The 14,260-nt window shown below is 67.6% G+C and carries 12 protein-coding genes and 1 pseudogene; 1 reads left to right on the top strand and 12 read right to left on the bottom strand.

The annotated features are described in order from the left end of the window. Nucleotides 1–57 precede the first annotated feature (57 nt). From OHA11_RS42130 to OHA11_RS42115, 4 genes are all read right to left on the bottom strand, one after another. The gene (locus tag OHA11_RS42130) at nt 58–1,146 is read right to left on the bottom strand and encodes a hydrogenase expression protein HypE (protein ID WP_266505923.1); all 1,089 of its coding nucleotides are present in this window, start codon (nt 1,144–1,146) and stop codon (nt 58–60) included. 63 nt (nt 1,147–1,209) lie between these two features. After that, complete coding sequence (locus OHA11_RS42125) at nt 1,210–2,991, bottom strand: enoyl-CoA hydratase-related protein (RefSeq protein ID WP_266505921.1); 1,782 nt, start codon at nt 2,989–2,991, stop codon at nt 1,210–1,212. A 193-nt stretch (nt 2,992–3,184) separates the two neighbouring features. Continuing rightward, nucleotides 3,185–3,442, bottom strand: coding sequence for a hypothetical protein (locus OHA11_RS42120; protein ID WP_266505918.1), 258 nt, complete (start codon nt 3,440–3,442; stop codon nt 3,185–3,187). After that, nucleotides 3,429–3,743 carry a DUF6400 family protein gene (locus OHA11_RS42115; protein WP_266505915.1) on the bottom strand — a complete coding sequence of 105 codons (315 nt, stop codon included), beginning with the start codon at nt 3,741–3,743 and terminating at the stop codon, nt 3,429–3,431. Before OHA11_RS42115 ends, OHA11_RS42120 begins: the two co-directional genes overlap by 14 nt. Before the next feature lie 283 nt (nt 3,744–4,026). Between OHA11_RS42115 and OHA11_RS42110 the strand changes: the two genes are divergently transcribed. Beyond that, on the top strand, nt 4,027–4,263 hold the full coding sequence (locus OHA11_RS42110; protein ID WP_266505913.1) for a hypothetical protein: 237 nt from the start codon (nt 4,027–4,029) through the stop codon (nt 4,261–4,263). Nucleotides 4,264–4,325: 62 nt separating this feature from the next. Here the strand turns inward: OHA11_RS42110 and OHA11_RS42105 are convergent. From OHA11_RS42105 to OHA11_RS42070, 8 genes and pseudogenes are all read right to left on the bottom strand, one after another. After that, nucleotides 4,326–6,023: pseudogene (locus tag OHA11_RS42105) on the bottom strand (ISAzo13 family transposase). 54 nt (nt 6,024–6,077) lie between these two features. After that, entirely contained in the window at nt 6,078–6,878 is an 801-nt protein-coding gene (locus tag OHA11_RS42100) for an amino acid ABC transporter ATP-binding protein (RefSeq protein WP_323186733.1), read from the bottom strand. Further along, complete coding sequence (locus OHA11_RS42095; protein ID WP_266505910.1) at nt 6,875–7,849, bottom strand: amino acid ABC transporter permease; 975 nt, start codon at nt 7,847–7,849, stop codon at nt 6,875–6,877. Before OHA11_RS42095 ends, OHA11_RS42100 begins: the two co-directional genes overlap by 4 nt. 35 nt (nt 7,850–7,884) lie before the next feature. Next, nucleotides 7,885–8,805, bottom strand: a complete 921-nt coding sequence (locus OHA11_RS42090; protein WP_266505907.1) for an ABC transporter substrate-binding protein — start codon at nt 8,803–8,805, stop codon at nt 7,885–7,887. A gap of 326 nt (nt 8,806–9,131) precedes the next feature. Continuing rightward, entirely contained in the window at nt 9,132–10,304 is a 1,173-nt protein-coding gene (locus tag OHA11_RS42085; RefSeq protein ID WP_266505904.1) for a M20/M25/M40 family metallo-hydrolase, read from the bottom strand. Beyond that, nucleotides 10,301–11,467, bottom strand: coding sequence for an amidohydrolase family protein (locus OHA11_RS42080; RefSeq protein ID WP_266505901.1), 1,167 nt, complete (start codon nt 11,465–11,467; stop codon nt 10,301–10,303). Before OHA11_RS42080 ends, OHA11_RS42085 begins: the two co-directional genes overlap by 4 nt. 2 nt (nt 11,468–11,469) lie before the next feature. Further along, entirely contained in the window at nt 11,470–12,795 is a 1,326-nt protein-coding gene (locus tag OHA11_RS42075) for a glutamine synthetase (RefSeq protein WP_266505899.1), read from the bottom strand. Beyond that, nucleotides 12,792–14,243, bottom strand: coding sequence for an aldehyde dehydrogenase family protein (locus OHA11_RS42070; RefSeq protein ID WP_266505897.1), 1,452 nt, complete (start codon nt 14,241–14,243; stop codon nt 12,792–12,794). The genes OHA11_RS42075 and OHA11_RS42070 overlap by 4 nt, the downstream gene beginning before the upstream one ends. Nucleotides 14,244–14,260: the final 17 nt, after the last annotated feature.

Raw genomic sequence — 14,260 nt, 5'->3', positions numbered from 1 at the left:
CGTGTGGGGGGTGCACGAAGCGGGGAGCGGACTACTCGCGCTACCCGCGGCGGATGCTCACCACGGGGGCCGGTAGCCGGTGATGATCTTCTCTCCGGTGCGGCGCCACTTGGGCTCCTTGTCCACCGTCCTGGCGGTGATCGACCGCAGCTTGCGGACCACGGCGCCGTACGCCCCGCTGGCGTTGCTGGACAGCTTGGCGCCGGGGGGCTCGTCCATGAACGGCATGAACTTGTCGGGAAACCCGGGCATGGTGCAGGCGATGCAGATGCCGCCGACGTTCGGGCAGCCGCCGATCCCGTTCATCCAGCCGCGCTTGGGCACGTTGCACTTGACGACCGGGCCCCAGCAGCCGAGCTTGACCAGGCACGTCGGCGAGTCGTACGACATCGCGAACTGGCCCTGCTCGTAGTAGCCCGCGCGGTCGCAGCCCTCGTGCACGGTGGCCCCGAACAGCCAGGTGGGGCGCAGCTTGTCGTCCAGCGGGATCATCGGGGCGGAGCCGGCCGCCTGGTAGAGCAGATAGGTGAGCGTCTCGGAGAAGTTGTCAGGCTGGATCGGACAGCCGGGGACGCACACGATGGGGATCCCGGCGTGGGACTTCCAGTCCCAGCCGAGGTAGTCCGGCACGCCCATCGCGCCGGTCGGGTTGCCCGCCATGGCGTGGATGCCGCCGTAGGTGGCGCAGGTGCCGATGGCGACGACCGCCAGTGCCTTCGGGGCGAGCCGGTCGATCCACTCGCTGGTGGTGATCGGCTGGCCGGTCTCCGGGTCGTCGCCGAAGCCGCACCAATAGCCCTCGGGCTTGATCGCCTCGTTGGGGACGGAGCCCTCGACGACCAGGACGAACGGGTCGATCTCGCCCCGCTCCCCCTTGAAGAACCACTCGATGAACGTGTCCGCACCGCCGACCGGACCGCACTCGAAGTCGATGAGCGGCCAGTGGACGGCGATCTTCGGAAGACCCGGCAGCACACCGAGCACGATCTCCTCGATGCTGGGCTGCATGGCCGCCGTCAGCGCGACCGAGTCTCCGTCGCAGCTCAGCCCCGCGTTGATCCAGAGAATGTGGATCGTGGGTGTCTCGTCGGCGGGCGAGCCGCCTGCGTCCACAGCGCTGACCGTGCCGGGCGCCGCCTCAGTCATGGGACCGCCTCCTGGGGAGGTAAGGAATGAAAGCCTGCATTTCGACCTTCGTCCTTCTTCGTATCAGCCCTTCGGCCGTGATGGGACACCGTCGAGGGCCGTTCCGGTGACATCGGCGGCGGAGGGGGTCGGACCGGTTTGCGCAACCGCGGCCGGACCGAGGTGCGGCGGGGTGCACGCCGGCCGCTCCTTGTGGACGAAAGAACGCCGCACAGCGTGGTACGGGGCGTCCGGGTCGTCGAAGGTCCGGCGCATCCGGGCCAGCTCCTGCTCACGGAAGCCGGCCAGCGGGGTCGCACTCTCCAGCCGGTCGAGCTCCGTCTTCTTCGCGGTGATCCGTGACGCAGTCGCCGGAAGTGACGCCAGACGTGCCGCCAGGCCGCCGACCTCCCGCGCGAACTCATCGGGACCGCAGTCGACCACCCGGTCGACGAGCCCGAGGCGCAGTGCGCTCGCCGAGCTCACCGGCAGAGCCTCACGCATGAGCCGTTCGGCCGTCGCGGGACCCACCCTGCGCGGCAGGGTGTGCGTCCAGTACTCCGAGCCGTACAGGCCCATCAGACGGTAGTGAGGGTTCAGCACGGCGCCCGAGCGGCACCACACCTCGTCGGCCGCCAGGGCGAGCATCACCCCGCCCGCCGCGGCGTTGCCCGCGACCGCCGAGACCACCAGCCGGTCCGTCGTCGTCAGGACCGCCTCGACCAGATCGTCGATGGCGTTGATGTTCGCCCAGGACTCGGCGGCGGGGTCGGCTGCGGCCTCGATGACGCCCAGGTGGATCCCGTTGGAGAAGAAGTCCCGTTCGCCGCCCAGCACCAGCACCGATGTGGGCCGCGCGCACGCTTCCCGGTAGGCGTCCAGCAGACGTCGGGACTGCTCCGTGCTCATGGCGCCGCCGGGGAAGGAGAACGAGAGGAAGCCCACGTTCCCATCCTCCCGGTAGCGGATGTCCGTCCAGGTACGGTGCCGCACTTCGGGCAACAGGGGCAGGGCGTGCTCGGGCAGCGGCGGCAGCCGGTCGCCCAGGGCCCGCACGGCAGGCAGTTTGAACGTGGGCGGCTGCCCCGGCTCGCGCCGGGACCGCAGTTCGGGGATCCACACGGCGCCGTCCTTGGTGGCCCGGCAGACCGCCCCGGCGCGGGTGGCCAGCAGCTCGCCCGGGCGGCCGCGCAACACGCTCTCGGGATGACCGCCGTGCAGATACCACTCACCGCCGAGCAGCACATCCAGCACACCGGGCTGCGAGTCCGCCGCTCTCAGCTTGCGCAGGACATCGCGTGTGGAGTCCTCGGCCCAATCGATCCGCCGTACGCTCTGGTCGAGGTACGGACGCAGACGTAGGGGGGCGCCCGCCGTGCGTGCCGCATCCTGCTTGCGCGGTACGTGGGTTCCCCCGGCGAAGCGCTCCACCGCGAGCATGACGGCCTCGAGCGCTGCGTCGGCGATCTCGCCTCGGTACAGCTCGCTCTTGGGCACCTGAGGGACCCGGCACGGTACGGAGGCCCACACGTCACCGGCGTCCATCTCCCCATCGGCCTGCAGGACGGTGACGCCCCACTGGTCGACGCCCTCGTGAATCGCCCAGTCCAGGGAGGACGGTCCGCGGTCGCCCACGGGCCCCGGATGGACGACGAGACACGTGTGCGCCGTCCACACCTCCTCGGGAATCGCCGTCTTCAGCATCGGCGCCACGATGAGCTGCGGTGCATGCAGTCGCACGGCTTCCGACAAGGGGCTGCCGGGCAGGGCTAGTTCCACCGCCACGGTGTGGCCATGGTCGCGCAGCTCGGCGTGGGCACGCTGGGTGAGGCTGTTGAACGCGCTGGCTAGGAGCAGGATGTGCACGGCTGCCTCCGGGCGGACGAACGGCAGGCAGCGATGGCCGCCGACCGCGATCCTCGGCCAGGGCTGTCTGCCGTCCCCGACGGCAGACGGTCAGGTCATCCGAAAGCGGGCGCCGATCCGCCGTCCGGCCTTACCGGCCCTGGACCGCGGCGACACCGACGACCCGGCTCAGCGAGTCAGCCGTTGTGAATGATCACCGTCGTCGCAGGCCGCTGGTGATGCGCTCCCACGGGGAGCGGGTGGCACCAAAATGGGTCTCGTGTGTCCAGATGTGGGTGCACGACCGGCACTGCAGGTGGAGCAGACTGCCGACGCTGGACAGCAGGTAGCGCCAGTGCTCGGAGCAGGTGCGCCCCTGCTCGCAGGTGGCGCACCCGCGACGGTCGTCGCAGTTCGGGCAGGCCACCCAGGCGCGACGCCCGACATCGGCCTGCGGGTCAAGCGGCAGCATGGCCGCCCCCTCCCTGCGGAAGCACACCGGCCGACACCAGCTCGTCGTACACACGCTGCTGCTCCGCGCTGAGTCCGGAATAGAGCAGCTCATACGCCGCTTCCTCGCCGCGTAGTGCGGCAACGGGGTCCCAGTCGGGGCCGAGAGCGTCCAGGACATGAGCGCGCCGGAGCAGTTCGTGTGAGCTCAGGTCGACGTCCAGGCCGACCAAGGGGAGGGCGCCAGGTCGGTCCGCCGCGGGCCTGCTCGCTGCAGCGGGTTCGGCTGGTTCGCCAGGAAGGGCGCGGCCATCGGGGGACATGCGACCGAACGTAGGTAAGCGTTCCTCTCCCCGGCAAGAGCAGGTGGGAGAAGTCACAACAGGCCCGCGTCCCCGGGGCACCCGGAGGCGGACCCCACATCGGCCAGGTGGAGCTGGGCGAATTCCGCACACCGCACGCGTACGCCCCGGGAGGAGGCCCGCCGCGGACCTCGGCACGATGCCCCAGCCGGCGCACGGCAGCGGTCGGCGCCTCGTCGGACGGCACCCGCGCCCGATGGTGCCTCAAAATGGTGTGGCCCGACTCGGTGGAGAGGTTCACGACATGTCGGGCGAGGGCCGCACTGTTTTCGGTTCCGGCTGGATCACGGGCCTGGCAGCGGCGAAAGCCAAAGGCATCGGGTCTGAGGATCAAGATCCGGCCCATTCCCGGGCCGACCGCCCCGCCGACGGCGGCTACAGGCAGTATTCCTGCTGGTCAACGACGGTGCGGCGCATGGGCCACCATGAGACGAAGAATCTACTGGTGTCGTACTCGGCGAAGAAGCTGGGCTTCTTCTAGGCACAGGAAAAATGGCGCCTGACCAGGGAAGATGCCCGTCAGGCGCCATTCTCGACACAGAGCTAAGGGCCCGTAAAGAATCAAGGTGAGGGTTTTGCCTGTGGTATGAGGGCGGCGCCGTGTGTCGCGGCGTAGACGAAGAGGCCGGTGAGGGTGGTCAGGTGTGCCGCTGCGGGGCCATGGGTGTGTCCGTGCTGGTCCATGAGGTGTCTGATCTCGCCGGTGGCCTCGCGGATGGTGTCCTTGCTGACGGTGAACAGGCGGGCGAGCACGGTGGGCGGCAGGGCGAGGTGCTGTTGCAGCACAGTGGCCAGGACTCGGTCGGCCAGGTCCAGTTTGGCCCTGCGGCCGCCGCCCGGGGCCCGGCGCCGTTCGCCGCCGTCGCGCCGGGTGGTGCGGTCCGGTGCGTGCAGCGCCTGCCATTCGGTCGCCAGGGCCTCGGCCAGCGCGGTCAGTGCGGTGCTGGTCATGCCGGTCAGGGCGGGGTGCGACAGTGCCCCGCGGTCGAGGCCGGCGGCAGGGCTGTCGGAGTGCGCCGACTCGGCGGTCCGGGGGTGCACGGTGTAGTTCCATTCCCCGTGGAAGGCATGGCCGGTCAGCGGCACCGCGTTCAGCTCGACGTCGCTGACCTTCACCCCGGTGGGGTAGCTGCCGGGGTCCAGTTCGGCGTGGACGCTCAGGCCGGTGTGTGTGGTGGTCGCGGTGATGGTCTGCACGATGACTTCGTAGCTGGTCAGCGGGCGGCCGCGCCAGTTCATCGTGATCGCGGAGAACAGCCGGTGCTCGATCCGGTTCCATTTCGATGTGCCCGGAGGCATGTGGCAGACCGTGACGGCCAGGCCCGTCTCGGCGGCGAATGATGCGAGTTCGGTCTTCCAGGCGCGGGTGCGGTAGCCGTTAGAACCGCCGGCATCGGCGGTGATCAGGAGCCGGGTGGCCCGCGGGTAGTCGAAGCGCCCTTGCCCGCTCCACCAGCGGCGGATCGATTCGACCGCGAAGGCCGCGGTGTCATGATCGGTACCGACGCTGACCCAGCCGGTGTTCGCCGCCAGATCGTAGATGCCGTAAGGCAGGGCCTTGCCCAGTGCGTCACCGGGGAAGTCATGGACGTCGACCCGCACCGGATCACCGGCCGGCCGCCACTCGCGTCCGGCATTCTTGAACTCCCCGACGACTTCCTTCTTTTTCGTGTCCACGCTGACCACCGGCTCGCCACCCGCCTGATGGTCCTTGACCTGGTCGTTGATGTACCGGAACTGCGTGTCCCGGTCGGGGTGCTGAGCGCCCTCAAGAGTCTTGGCATTGGCCTGCAGGCTGAAACCGTTCTCCCGCAGCAGCCTGCCCACGGTCGGCGCCGACGTGGCATGGCCCTGCCGGGTGAGCTCCCCGGCCAGAGACCGCAGCGACTTCGTCGTCCACCGTAGCGGCGACATCGGATCGCCCCGCTCGTCCGGCTCGACCAGCGCCAGCAATGCCGGAACCAGCAGCGGGTCAAGCTCCTCGGCGTTCTTGCGACCGCCGCCGTCCCGGCGGACCCGGCCATCGGGCAACGGGCCCTCGCCGCCCTCCAGCTCGAAGACCCCCTTCCGCACCGTCGTCTCGCTCACCCCCGCGGCACGCGCGACGGCCCGGACCCCGCCGTGCCCCAGCAGCCGGGCCTCGGCGGCCAGCGCCAGCCGCTGCTGCCGCTCATTCAGATGAGGGAACAACACCCCGAATCTCAGGGCAAGTTGGTCACGAACCTCGCTCGGTATGCGCATACCACACCAACGACAGTGAGACCGTGAAGCAACGTGTTGATTCTTTACGGGCCCTTAGAGGACCTTGGAGAGGAAGGCCCTGGTGCGTTCGTGTTGGGGGTCGGTGATCACGTCTCGGGGGTGGCCGGACTCCACGACGACACCGCCGTCCATGAAGACCAGGGCGTCACCGACCTCGCGGGCGAAGCCCATCTCGTGCGTGACGACGATCATCGTCATGCCCTCCTCGGCGAGGCCCCGCATGACGTCGAGGACCTCGCCGACCAGCTCCGGGTCGAGGGCGGAGGTCGGCTCGTCGAAGAGCATCAGCTTCGGCTTCATGGCCAGCGCCCGGGCGATCGCCACCCGCTGCTGCTGGCCACCGGAGAGCTGGGAAGGGTAGGTGCCGGCCTTGTCGGCCAGCCCTACCCGCTCCAGCAGGGCCGCCGCCCGCTCCCTGGCCTGCGTACGGCCTTCCTTTTTCACCTGCACAGGCGCCTCGATGACGTTCTCGAGCGCGGTCATGTGCGGGAAGAGGTTGAACCGCTGGAAGACCATGCCGATGTCGCGCCGTTTGAGCGCGACCTCGCGGTCCTTGAGCTCGTAGATGGTGTCGCCTCTCTGCCGGTAGCCGACCAGTTCGCCGTCGACCCACAGCCGGCCGCCGTTGACCTTCTCCAGGTGGTTGATGCACCGCAGGAAGGTGGACTTGCCGGACCCGGACGGGCCGACCAGGACGAACACCTCGCCCTGCCTGACCTCCAGGTCGATGCCCTTGAGCACCTCGATGAGGCCGTAGGACTTGTGCACGGCCACGGCCTTGACCATCGGGTGGCCGTTGGTCACCTCGCTCGGCGCCTTGCTCGGCTCGGTCATACGTGTCCGCCTTCCTCGGTCCCGGGGACCACGCCGGAGGTGGGCCGAGGGGTGATCCGGCCGCCGAACAGGCCGCGCAGCCGCTGGATGGGGGTCGGCGGCAGCGTGCGGTTGGCGCCGCGGGCGTAGTGCCGCTCGATGTAGTACTGACCGAGGGTGAGGATCGACGTCATGATCAGGTAGTAGATGCTGACCGCGATCAGCACCGGGATGGTCTTGAAGGTGCGGGAGTAGATGTCATGGCCGGCGGTGAACAGTTCGGCCAGCGAGATGACCTGGACCAGCGAGGTGGTCTTCAGCATCGAGATGGTCTCGTTGCCGGTCGGCGGGATGATCACCCGCATCGCCTGCGGCAGCACGATCCGGCGCAGGGTGGCGGCGCGGCTCATACCCAGGGCGTGGGCGGCCTCGGTCTGGCCCTCGTCGACCGACTGGATGCCACCGCGGACGATCTCCGCCATGTATGCGGCCTCGTTCAGGCCCAGGGCGAGGAGCGCGGCGGTGAAGACCGGGATCAGCTCGTTGGTGTTCGCCGACCAGAACGCCGGGCCGAACGGAATGCCGATCGACAGCTTCGGCCAGATCGCGGCGAGGAAGTTCCAGAAGACCAGCTGTACCAGGACCGGGGTGCCGCGGAAGATCCAGATGTAGACCCAGGCGGTGCCGGACAGCACCGGGTTGGGCGACAGCCGCATCACGGCCAGGACGATGCCGCCGACCAGGCCCATCACCATGGACAGCACGGTCAGTTCGAGCGTGCGCCAGATGCCGCGGATGATCGTCTCGTCCTGCATGGTGGCGCCGACGATGTCCCACTCGAAGGCGGGGTTGTACTTGAGGGCGTGGATCAGCATCAGCGCGAGGACCGCGATGACGGTGACTCCGGCCCAACGTCCGGGGTGGCGGACCGGGACGGCCTTCGTGGCTTCAGGCCGCCCCGTCTTCACCTCCCCCTGGGCTATGGGGTTCACTAGGCAGGGCCCTTCGGGGTGTGGTTCGGCGGAGGTCAGCTCTTGGCGGCGTTGACCTCGGACTTGTCGAGCGCGCCGGCCGCGACGCCCCACTTGTCGAGGATCTGCTTGTAGGTGCCGTCGTCCATCAGCGCCTGGACCGCGGCCTGCACCGCCCTGGTGAGGTCGGAGCCCTTGGCGACGACCACGCCGTACGGAGCGGTGTCGTAGGTGCTGCCGATCTTCTCCAGCTGACCGCTCTGCTTGACCGCGTAGTCGATGACCGGGGAGTCCGCCAGCATGGCCTGGTCACGGCCGGCCACCAGGGCGGAGGTGACGTCGGTCTGCAGGGTGAACTTGTCCCCGTCGTTCGGGATGGTGGACTTGCCCGCCCTGGCGCAGTCAGGGTTGCGCTTGTCCTTGATCTCGTCGGCCTGGACGGTGCCGGTCTGGACCGCGACCTTTTTGCCGCACAGGTCGTTCGGATCGATCTTGTCCGGGTTGCCCTTCTTCACCGCGATCGAGGTACCGGCGGAGAAGTAGGTGACCATGTCGACCGTCGCCTCGCGCTCCTTGGTGTCCGTGAAGGAGCTCATGCCGAGTTGGTACTTCTTGGAAGCAAGGCCCGGGATGATGGAGGTGAAGTCGGTGTTCTGCACGTCGGCCTTCAGGCCCAGCTTCGCGGCGATCGCAACAACCAGGTCGATGTCAAAGCCGACTATGACGCCCTTGTCGTCCTTGAACTCGACCGGCGCGTAGGCCGCGTCGGTGGCGATGATCAACTTGCCGCTGGACTTCACGTCGGCCGGGACGAGCGCGGCCAGCGATGGGTCGGCGCCGACCGCCTTCCCCGAGGTGCCCGGGCTCGCGGCACCGGAGTTCGTGTCGCTCGTGGAACTGCCGCAACCTGTGAGGACCAGGGTGCCCGCCACGGCAAGGGCCGTGGCACTGGTGAAAAGGCCGGTACGCATGTTCATGGAAGGGTCCTCATCTGGTGTGGTTGGCTGTGCGAGTTCTGCGCCCGGGAGGGAAGGCTCCGCGGGCGTGACCGCCCTGGGTGTTGGCGGTGCGCTGCGGGAAGGACACGAGGTCGGCGGGGATGACCTCGCCGGGCAGGGCGTTGGGGACGCTGGGCGGGCAGGTGCCCTACGTGTCCGCCGGCACCTACCTGATGGCCTCGGCGGCGGGGAAACTGCGGCTGGGCGGGAAGAGCCCGGAGCCGGATGGAGCGAAGGCCGAGCGCCGTTGTCGGACCGACTGCCGTTCCGCGCCGACGGCGACGCCAACTGGGCGACTCGGCGGCCTACTTGAGCAGCCCCCTGTTGATGTCAGCGATGAGTCCAGCGAGGATCCCCGCGCGCGGCGCGAACGTCGAGACCTCGGCATACTCGTCGGCAGTGTGATCGAGATCGCCGGTCGGGCCCATTCCGTCAAGGGTGGGCAGACCGGCGTGGGCGGTCCACGAGCCGTCCGACGCGCCTCCGGTTGCCGCCTCGCCGAAGCTCAGTCCCAGGTGATTTCCAATGGCCATGGTCGCCGCGGCAAGTCGCTCGACGGGCGCCGTTCGTTCCATCGGCGGTGTCCAGCCGATCAGCCGGTCCGAGAAGGTGATGCCCTCATGCGATGCATACCTCGTGATCTCGTTGACGACCCACTCAAGGTCACGCTCGGTGAGTCCTCGGATGTCATAGGTCATGGTCGCCTCGTCCGGGATCGTGTTGATCGAGGCGCCTCCGTGCAACGCGGTCAGGTTCACGGTCAGCCCCTCACGAGCCTGGTCCAGCGCATGAAGTCGAGAAATCTCGCGGGCCAGAGCCCCCACCGCGTTGCGGCCGGCGACTGGTGCAACGCCGGCGTGCGAGGCCTGTCCGTGCGCGGTGATCTCAAGCCAGCGACCACCCTTGCGAGAGGAGACGATCGAGTGGTCGGCGCGCCCGCACTCCAGGGTGAGCACCGCGTCGAACCCCTTCAGACGGTCGATCGTGGCCGGCCTGCCCTCGCGCTCTTCCTCATCGGGCACCGAGACAAGTTCCACGCGCCCGAAGAGCCGCGGGCCGGATGCGAGGAAGCGCATCGCGTGGAGAGCGACCGCGATGCCACCCTTCATGTCGCAGACGCCAGGCCCGTAGATCCGTCCCTCCTTCCGCGAGTACGGACGAGCAGCGGCCGTGCCAGGCGCGAAAACGGTGTCGTGGTGACACAGCAGTGCGACCTTCGCCGACCCGGGACCATCGAGCGCCGCGTGCAGGTACTTTCCGTTGCCCGTACCTTCGAGCAGCTCTGCTTCCAGACCGTAGTCCGTGGCCCGGCCGGCAATCCGATCTGCCAGCTGGTCGACGAGGTCTGTGTGGAAGGTCGGTGAGTCGTGGTTCACCCAGTCCTCGACATCGGCCAGGATCTCGTCGATGGCGTCAGCGGATGCGTCTCGCACCCGCTGTGCCTCAAGGAGTACGGCCTCGTCGGATTTCGAGCTCATATCTTCCCCCGGTGCAGCGTCAAAGCGTTCTCACCAAGGACACCGCGCGCGATGTTCACGCTGTCGTCGTCCGTGAACCAGCCGTCCTTGACCGCCTTGTCCAGAACTCGGCGCAATGATGCGCGCATGATATGTGCCGACTGCCAAAGCACCTCAGGTTCACTCGCTTCGTCAGATCCGTACATGATCTTGGCGGGCGGTGCCACACCGAGGAGCACTTCCAGCTTCTGGTCGATGGCGAGCGAATGCCACGGCACCATCACCGACGTGTCGATGTAGACCTCTGGGAGAATTGACGCCAAGTAGGCTGCTTCTTCGATCCACGGGTTGCCGGCGTGAATGAGGACGACCGGGTGCGACGAGTAGTCGGTCAGAAGGTCGAAGATGTTGGCCGGGCGGGCGTACTTGAGGAGTACGTCCGGATCGCCGCCACCGGAGTGGATGTGAATCGGGACGCGACGGTCGGACGCGAGGTCGAACGCCTTGCGCAGGAGCCGATCCCGAATCGGCTTGGAGAATTCACGGCTTTCCCGGAAGCCGTCGTTCTTCCAGCCGGTGAACGCTGACCGGCAGGTGTCCAGGTCGGGGTTGCCGATGTCGAGGCCGGTCCGATAAGCAATCACCGACTTGAACGCGACGAGGTTCTCGTCTGCGAGCGCCTCACGCACCTTGTCGGAGAACAGGTGCGCCAGCTCGTCGAAATCCGCGACAGACCCGCGAATCTGATCGACCCACGGCTCCAGACGAGCCACACGGAAACGTGTCGTCGGGCACTCGGCCTGAAACTCTTCGAAGGACATCGTGGGCTGAGGGTAGCCCTCGTCGTAGAAGACGCCGGCGATGTTCGCATCAGAGAGGAGCGAGCCCACGTATGCGGCCGGATCCGCACTGAACGCGCTCATGCGCGCACGAGCGACCGCCTGACGAGTCGGCTCGACGCCGAACAGCCGGGCGAGATCCCGTCGCAGTTTCAGCGCGAACGGAGTCGACTCCGTGAACGCCTCGATGCGGCTGAGCAGGTCAGATCCCCGCCCCGATGTCAGTTGACACATTCCCATCATCGTTGTGCGGTCCTCGAACCCTTCGGGATCGAGTTCCAGCAAATGCGCACTGCGCCAAGGGTGCATATGAACGTCTACAGCCGGCAGCTCTTCGATGGCCACGTCTAGTACCTCCTCCGAGAGCGAGCGATTTGGGCTTCGCGAGAGAGCGATGCGGTCGTGGTCGCTTCTTGACGACGAGTGGCGATGACCGAGTCGATCAGCAGGTCGCCGAGTGCCTCTCTGAGCGGAGCACTCGCTCCGAGCGCATCGGTCGATTCCTCGATGCTTTGGGGAATGAGCTTGGCAACCGGCTCCCCCTCCGACGGGCCGGTGAGTGAGGGGTCTCCCTGCAGTGGGGGCGGCAACCGCAACTCGTGTTCCATGCCGTGCAGACCAGCGGCGATCATCGCGCCCAGAGCCAGGTACGGGTTGGCCGCACCGTCCACGGCCTTCCATTCGACGTTGCTGCTCTTGTGAGCGTTGGGTCCCTGAGCACCCTCCAGACGCAGGGCTGCCTCCCGGTTCTCAAGGCCCCAGCAGGCCCAGGCGCCGGACCACAGCCCCGGCTTGACCCGTTCGTAGGAGATGCGCAACGGACTGCCGATTGCCGTCAGAGCGGGAAGCTCGGCAAGAATGCCCGCGAGGAACGACTCGCCGTCATGGTGCATGGCAGCGCCGTTCCCCATCGGAGCGAACAGGCTGGTTCCTTCTCGCCACAGACTGAGGTGAGCGTGTGCACCGTTGCCTACCGCGCCGGTGACGAGCGGCGCGAAACTCGCTTGCCATCCATCGGCGTGGGAACGCTGGTGGATGATCTGGCGGGCAAGACCGAAGACGTCAGCGGCAACGAGGGGATCCGTCGGCCCCAGGGCGACTTCGAGCTGACCCGCGCCGTACTCGGCGTGCCCGTGGTCGACGCTGATCCCGGCAGTGGCGAAGTCCGAGAACAGGGCTGCGAAGTGGTCTTTCAGGACAGGCGTCAGGACACCACCGTGACTCGGCCCGTCGTGAATCGGCTGCCAGTCCTGGCCTTCACTCCGGCCCGCCGTCCACTCAAGCTCGAAGGCCGACAGGAAGGTGAGACCTTGGGTCTCCGCGCGCGCGACCATCCTTCGCAGGAAGTGACGCTGGCAGCCTGGCCAGGGATCGCCCTGTTGGGTGTACTGGTCGACGGGTGTCCAGGCCCAGGTGGGCGAACCCGGAAGAACGCGCTCGTGCGCCAGATCCGGCCGGAGCCGGAGATCGCCCTGGCATGGATCGAGACCCGGAACCGCCGAGAACGTGTCGTCCGTGGTGAGGACACCGAATATGGGTGATAGTCCAACGCCGCCTGAACTCAACGATTCCAGTCTGCTCGCCGGGACGTACTTGACTCGCGCGATCCCGGCGTTGTCGATGAAGTGAAGCACCGCAGATTCAGGATGCGAGACGCTTTGGTCACGGATCATGAGGACTTGGCTCCAACCGACCGGATCGCCACCAGCTTTTGGAGCGTCATCTCTTCGACGGCGTAGTGCGGCCCTTCCTTCGTGTTGCCGCCGCCACGAATACCGCCGTACGGCATCTGGTCGACCCTGAAACTCGGCCCCTCGTTCACGATGACTCCCGCAAAGTCAAAGGCACGAACCGCATCCATCGCGGTACCGATATCGCGGGTGAAGATGGAAGCGTGAATCGCCATTTCCGTTTTGTTGGCGAGAGCGAAGGCGTCCTGGAGGTCGTCAAACGTACGCATGCTCAGCAGCGGCGCAAAGGCTTCCTTCGACCAGACCTCCATGGCCGGGTCAACGTCGCGCAGGACCGTCGGCCTGAGATGCCCGTCACCGCCGAGGCCGCCGGTCAGTTGCACCCCGCCTTGCTTCTCGGCCTCTCCGATGAGCGTTGCCATGCGCTGGGTCGCGGTCTGAGTGATCATCGGACCCAGGTCGGTCGCGGGATCGGACGGATCCCCGAACCGGAGCCGACGGATCTCATCGAGCAACGCGTCCTCGAACTCCTCGGCGATCCGCGAGTCGACCACCAGTCGCTGTACCGAGATGCACGATTGACCGGCGAACAGGTTCCCCCCGATCGCGGCGGCACGCGCGGCTGCCACAACGTCCCCGTCGGCGCACACGACGATCGGGCTCATGTTGCCGAGCTCCAGCAGGACCCGCTTGCGCTGCGCACGACGCTGGAGGCCCCAGCCAACCCCGGCAGATCCAGTGAATGAGATCAGCCGCACCCGGTCGTCGGTAAGGAGTACCTCGGCGAGTGGCCCCGGGTCTCCGACGAGAACCGACACACGATCAGCCGGCAGGCCGGCGTCAATGGCACATTGGGTGAGGGCGAGCGCGGCCAGCGGCGCCTTGTTCGACAGCAGCAGAACGATCGGGCAGCCGGCAGCGATCGCGGGGCCCAGCTTGTGAGCTGTGAGTACAGCCGGGAAGTTGAACGGAATGATGCCGCCAACAACCCCCACAGGGCCGGGAACCGTGAATCCCGTCATGCCAACGCCTGCCTTTGCGGCGTCGAGCGGGAGCCCCGAGCCCGAGAGCCTCCGCGCCTCGTCCGCCGAGAAGCGGAACGTGTCGGCCGCGCGCTGGACCTCGATTCGTGCGAGGCGGATGGGCTTGGCAACCTCACCAACCATGAGTTCCGCGATGTGATCGGCACGCGCTTCGACCAGGCGCGCGGCAGCGTCAAGGACTTCGGCCCGGCGCCACGCAGGCATCTCGTGCGTCAGGGAGGCGTGGGCCGCATGAACCGCGTTCAAGGCGTCACCCACCGACGCGGTTGCCACCTCGGCGATCTGCTCACCCGAATACGGAGAGCGGACGCCCAGGACCTCGTTTCCCGAGATGGATTGTCCCGCTACAGGAAGAGGTAGCGGCAATAGACCGAATTGGTTCCGCACGGGACTCCTCATTTCTG

Source organism: Streptomyces sp. NBC_00878, assembly GCF_026341515.1.
Classification (GTDB): Bacteria; Actinomycetota; Actinomycetes; order Streptomycetales; family Streptomycetaceae; genus Streptomyces.
This window is presented reverse-complemented; position numbering and strand designations above follow the sequence as displayed.

Coding starts and splice junctions, on each gene's coding strand:
- OHA11_RS42110 (WP_266505913.1), top strand. CDS start 4,027: ATGTCGGGCGAGGGCCGCACTGTTTTCGGTTCCGGCTGGATCACGGGC.
- OHA11_RS42115 (WP_266505915.1), bottom strand. CDS start 3,743: ATGTCCCCCGATGGCCGCGCCCTTCCTGGCGAACCAGCCGAACCCGCT.
- OHA11_RS42120 (WP_266505918.1), bottom strand. CDS start 3,442: ATGCTGCCGCTTGACCCGCAGGCCGATGTCGGGCGTCGCGCCTGGGTG.
- OHA11_RS42130 (WP_266505923.1), bottom strand. CDS start 1,146: ATGACTGAGGCGGCGCCCGGCACGGTCAGCGCTGTGGACGCAGGCGGC.
- OHA11_RS42085 (WP_266505904.1), bottom strand. CDS start 10,304: ATGAGCTCGAAATCCGACGAGGCCGTACTCCTTGAGGCACAGCGGGTG.
- OHA11_RS42075 (WP_266505899.1), bottom strand. CDS start 12,795: ATGATCCGTGACCAAAGCGTCTCGCATCCTGAATCTGCGGTGCTTCAC.
- OHA11_RS42100 (WP_323186733.1), bottom strand. CDS start 6,878: ATGACCGAGCCGAGCAAGGCGCCGAGCGAGGTGACCAACGGCCACCCG.
- OHA11_RS42090 (WP_266505907.1), bottom strand. CDS start 8,805: ATGAACATGCGTACCGGCCTTTTCACCAGTGCCACGGCCCTTGCCGTG.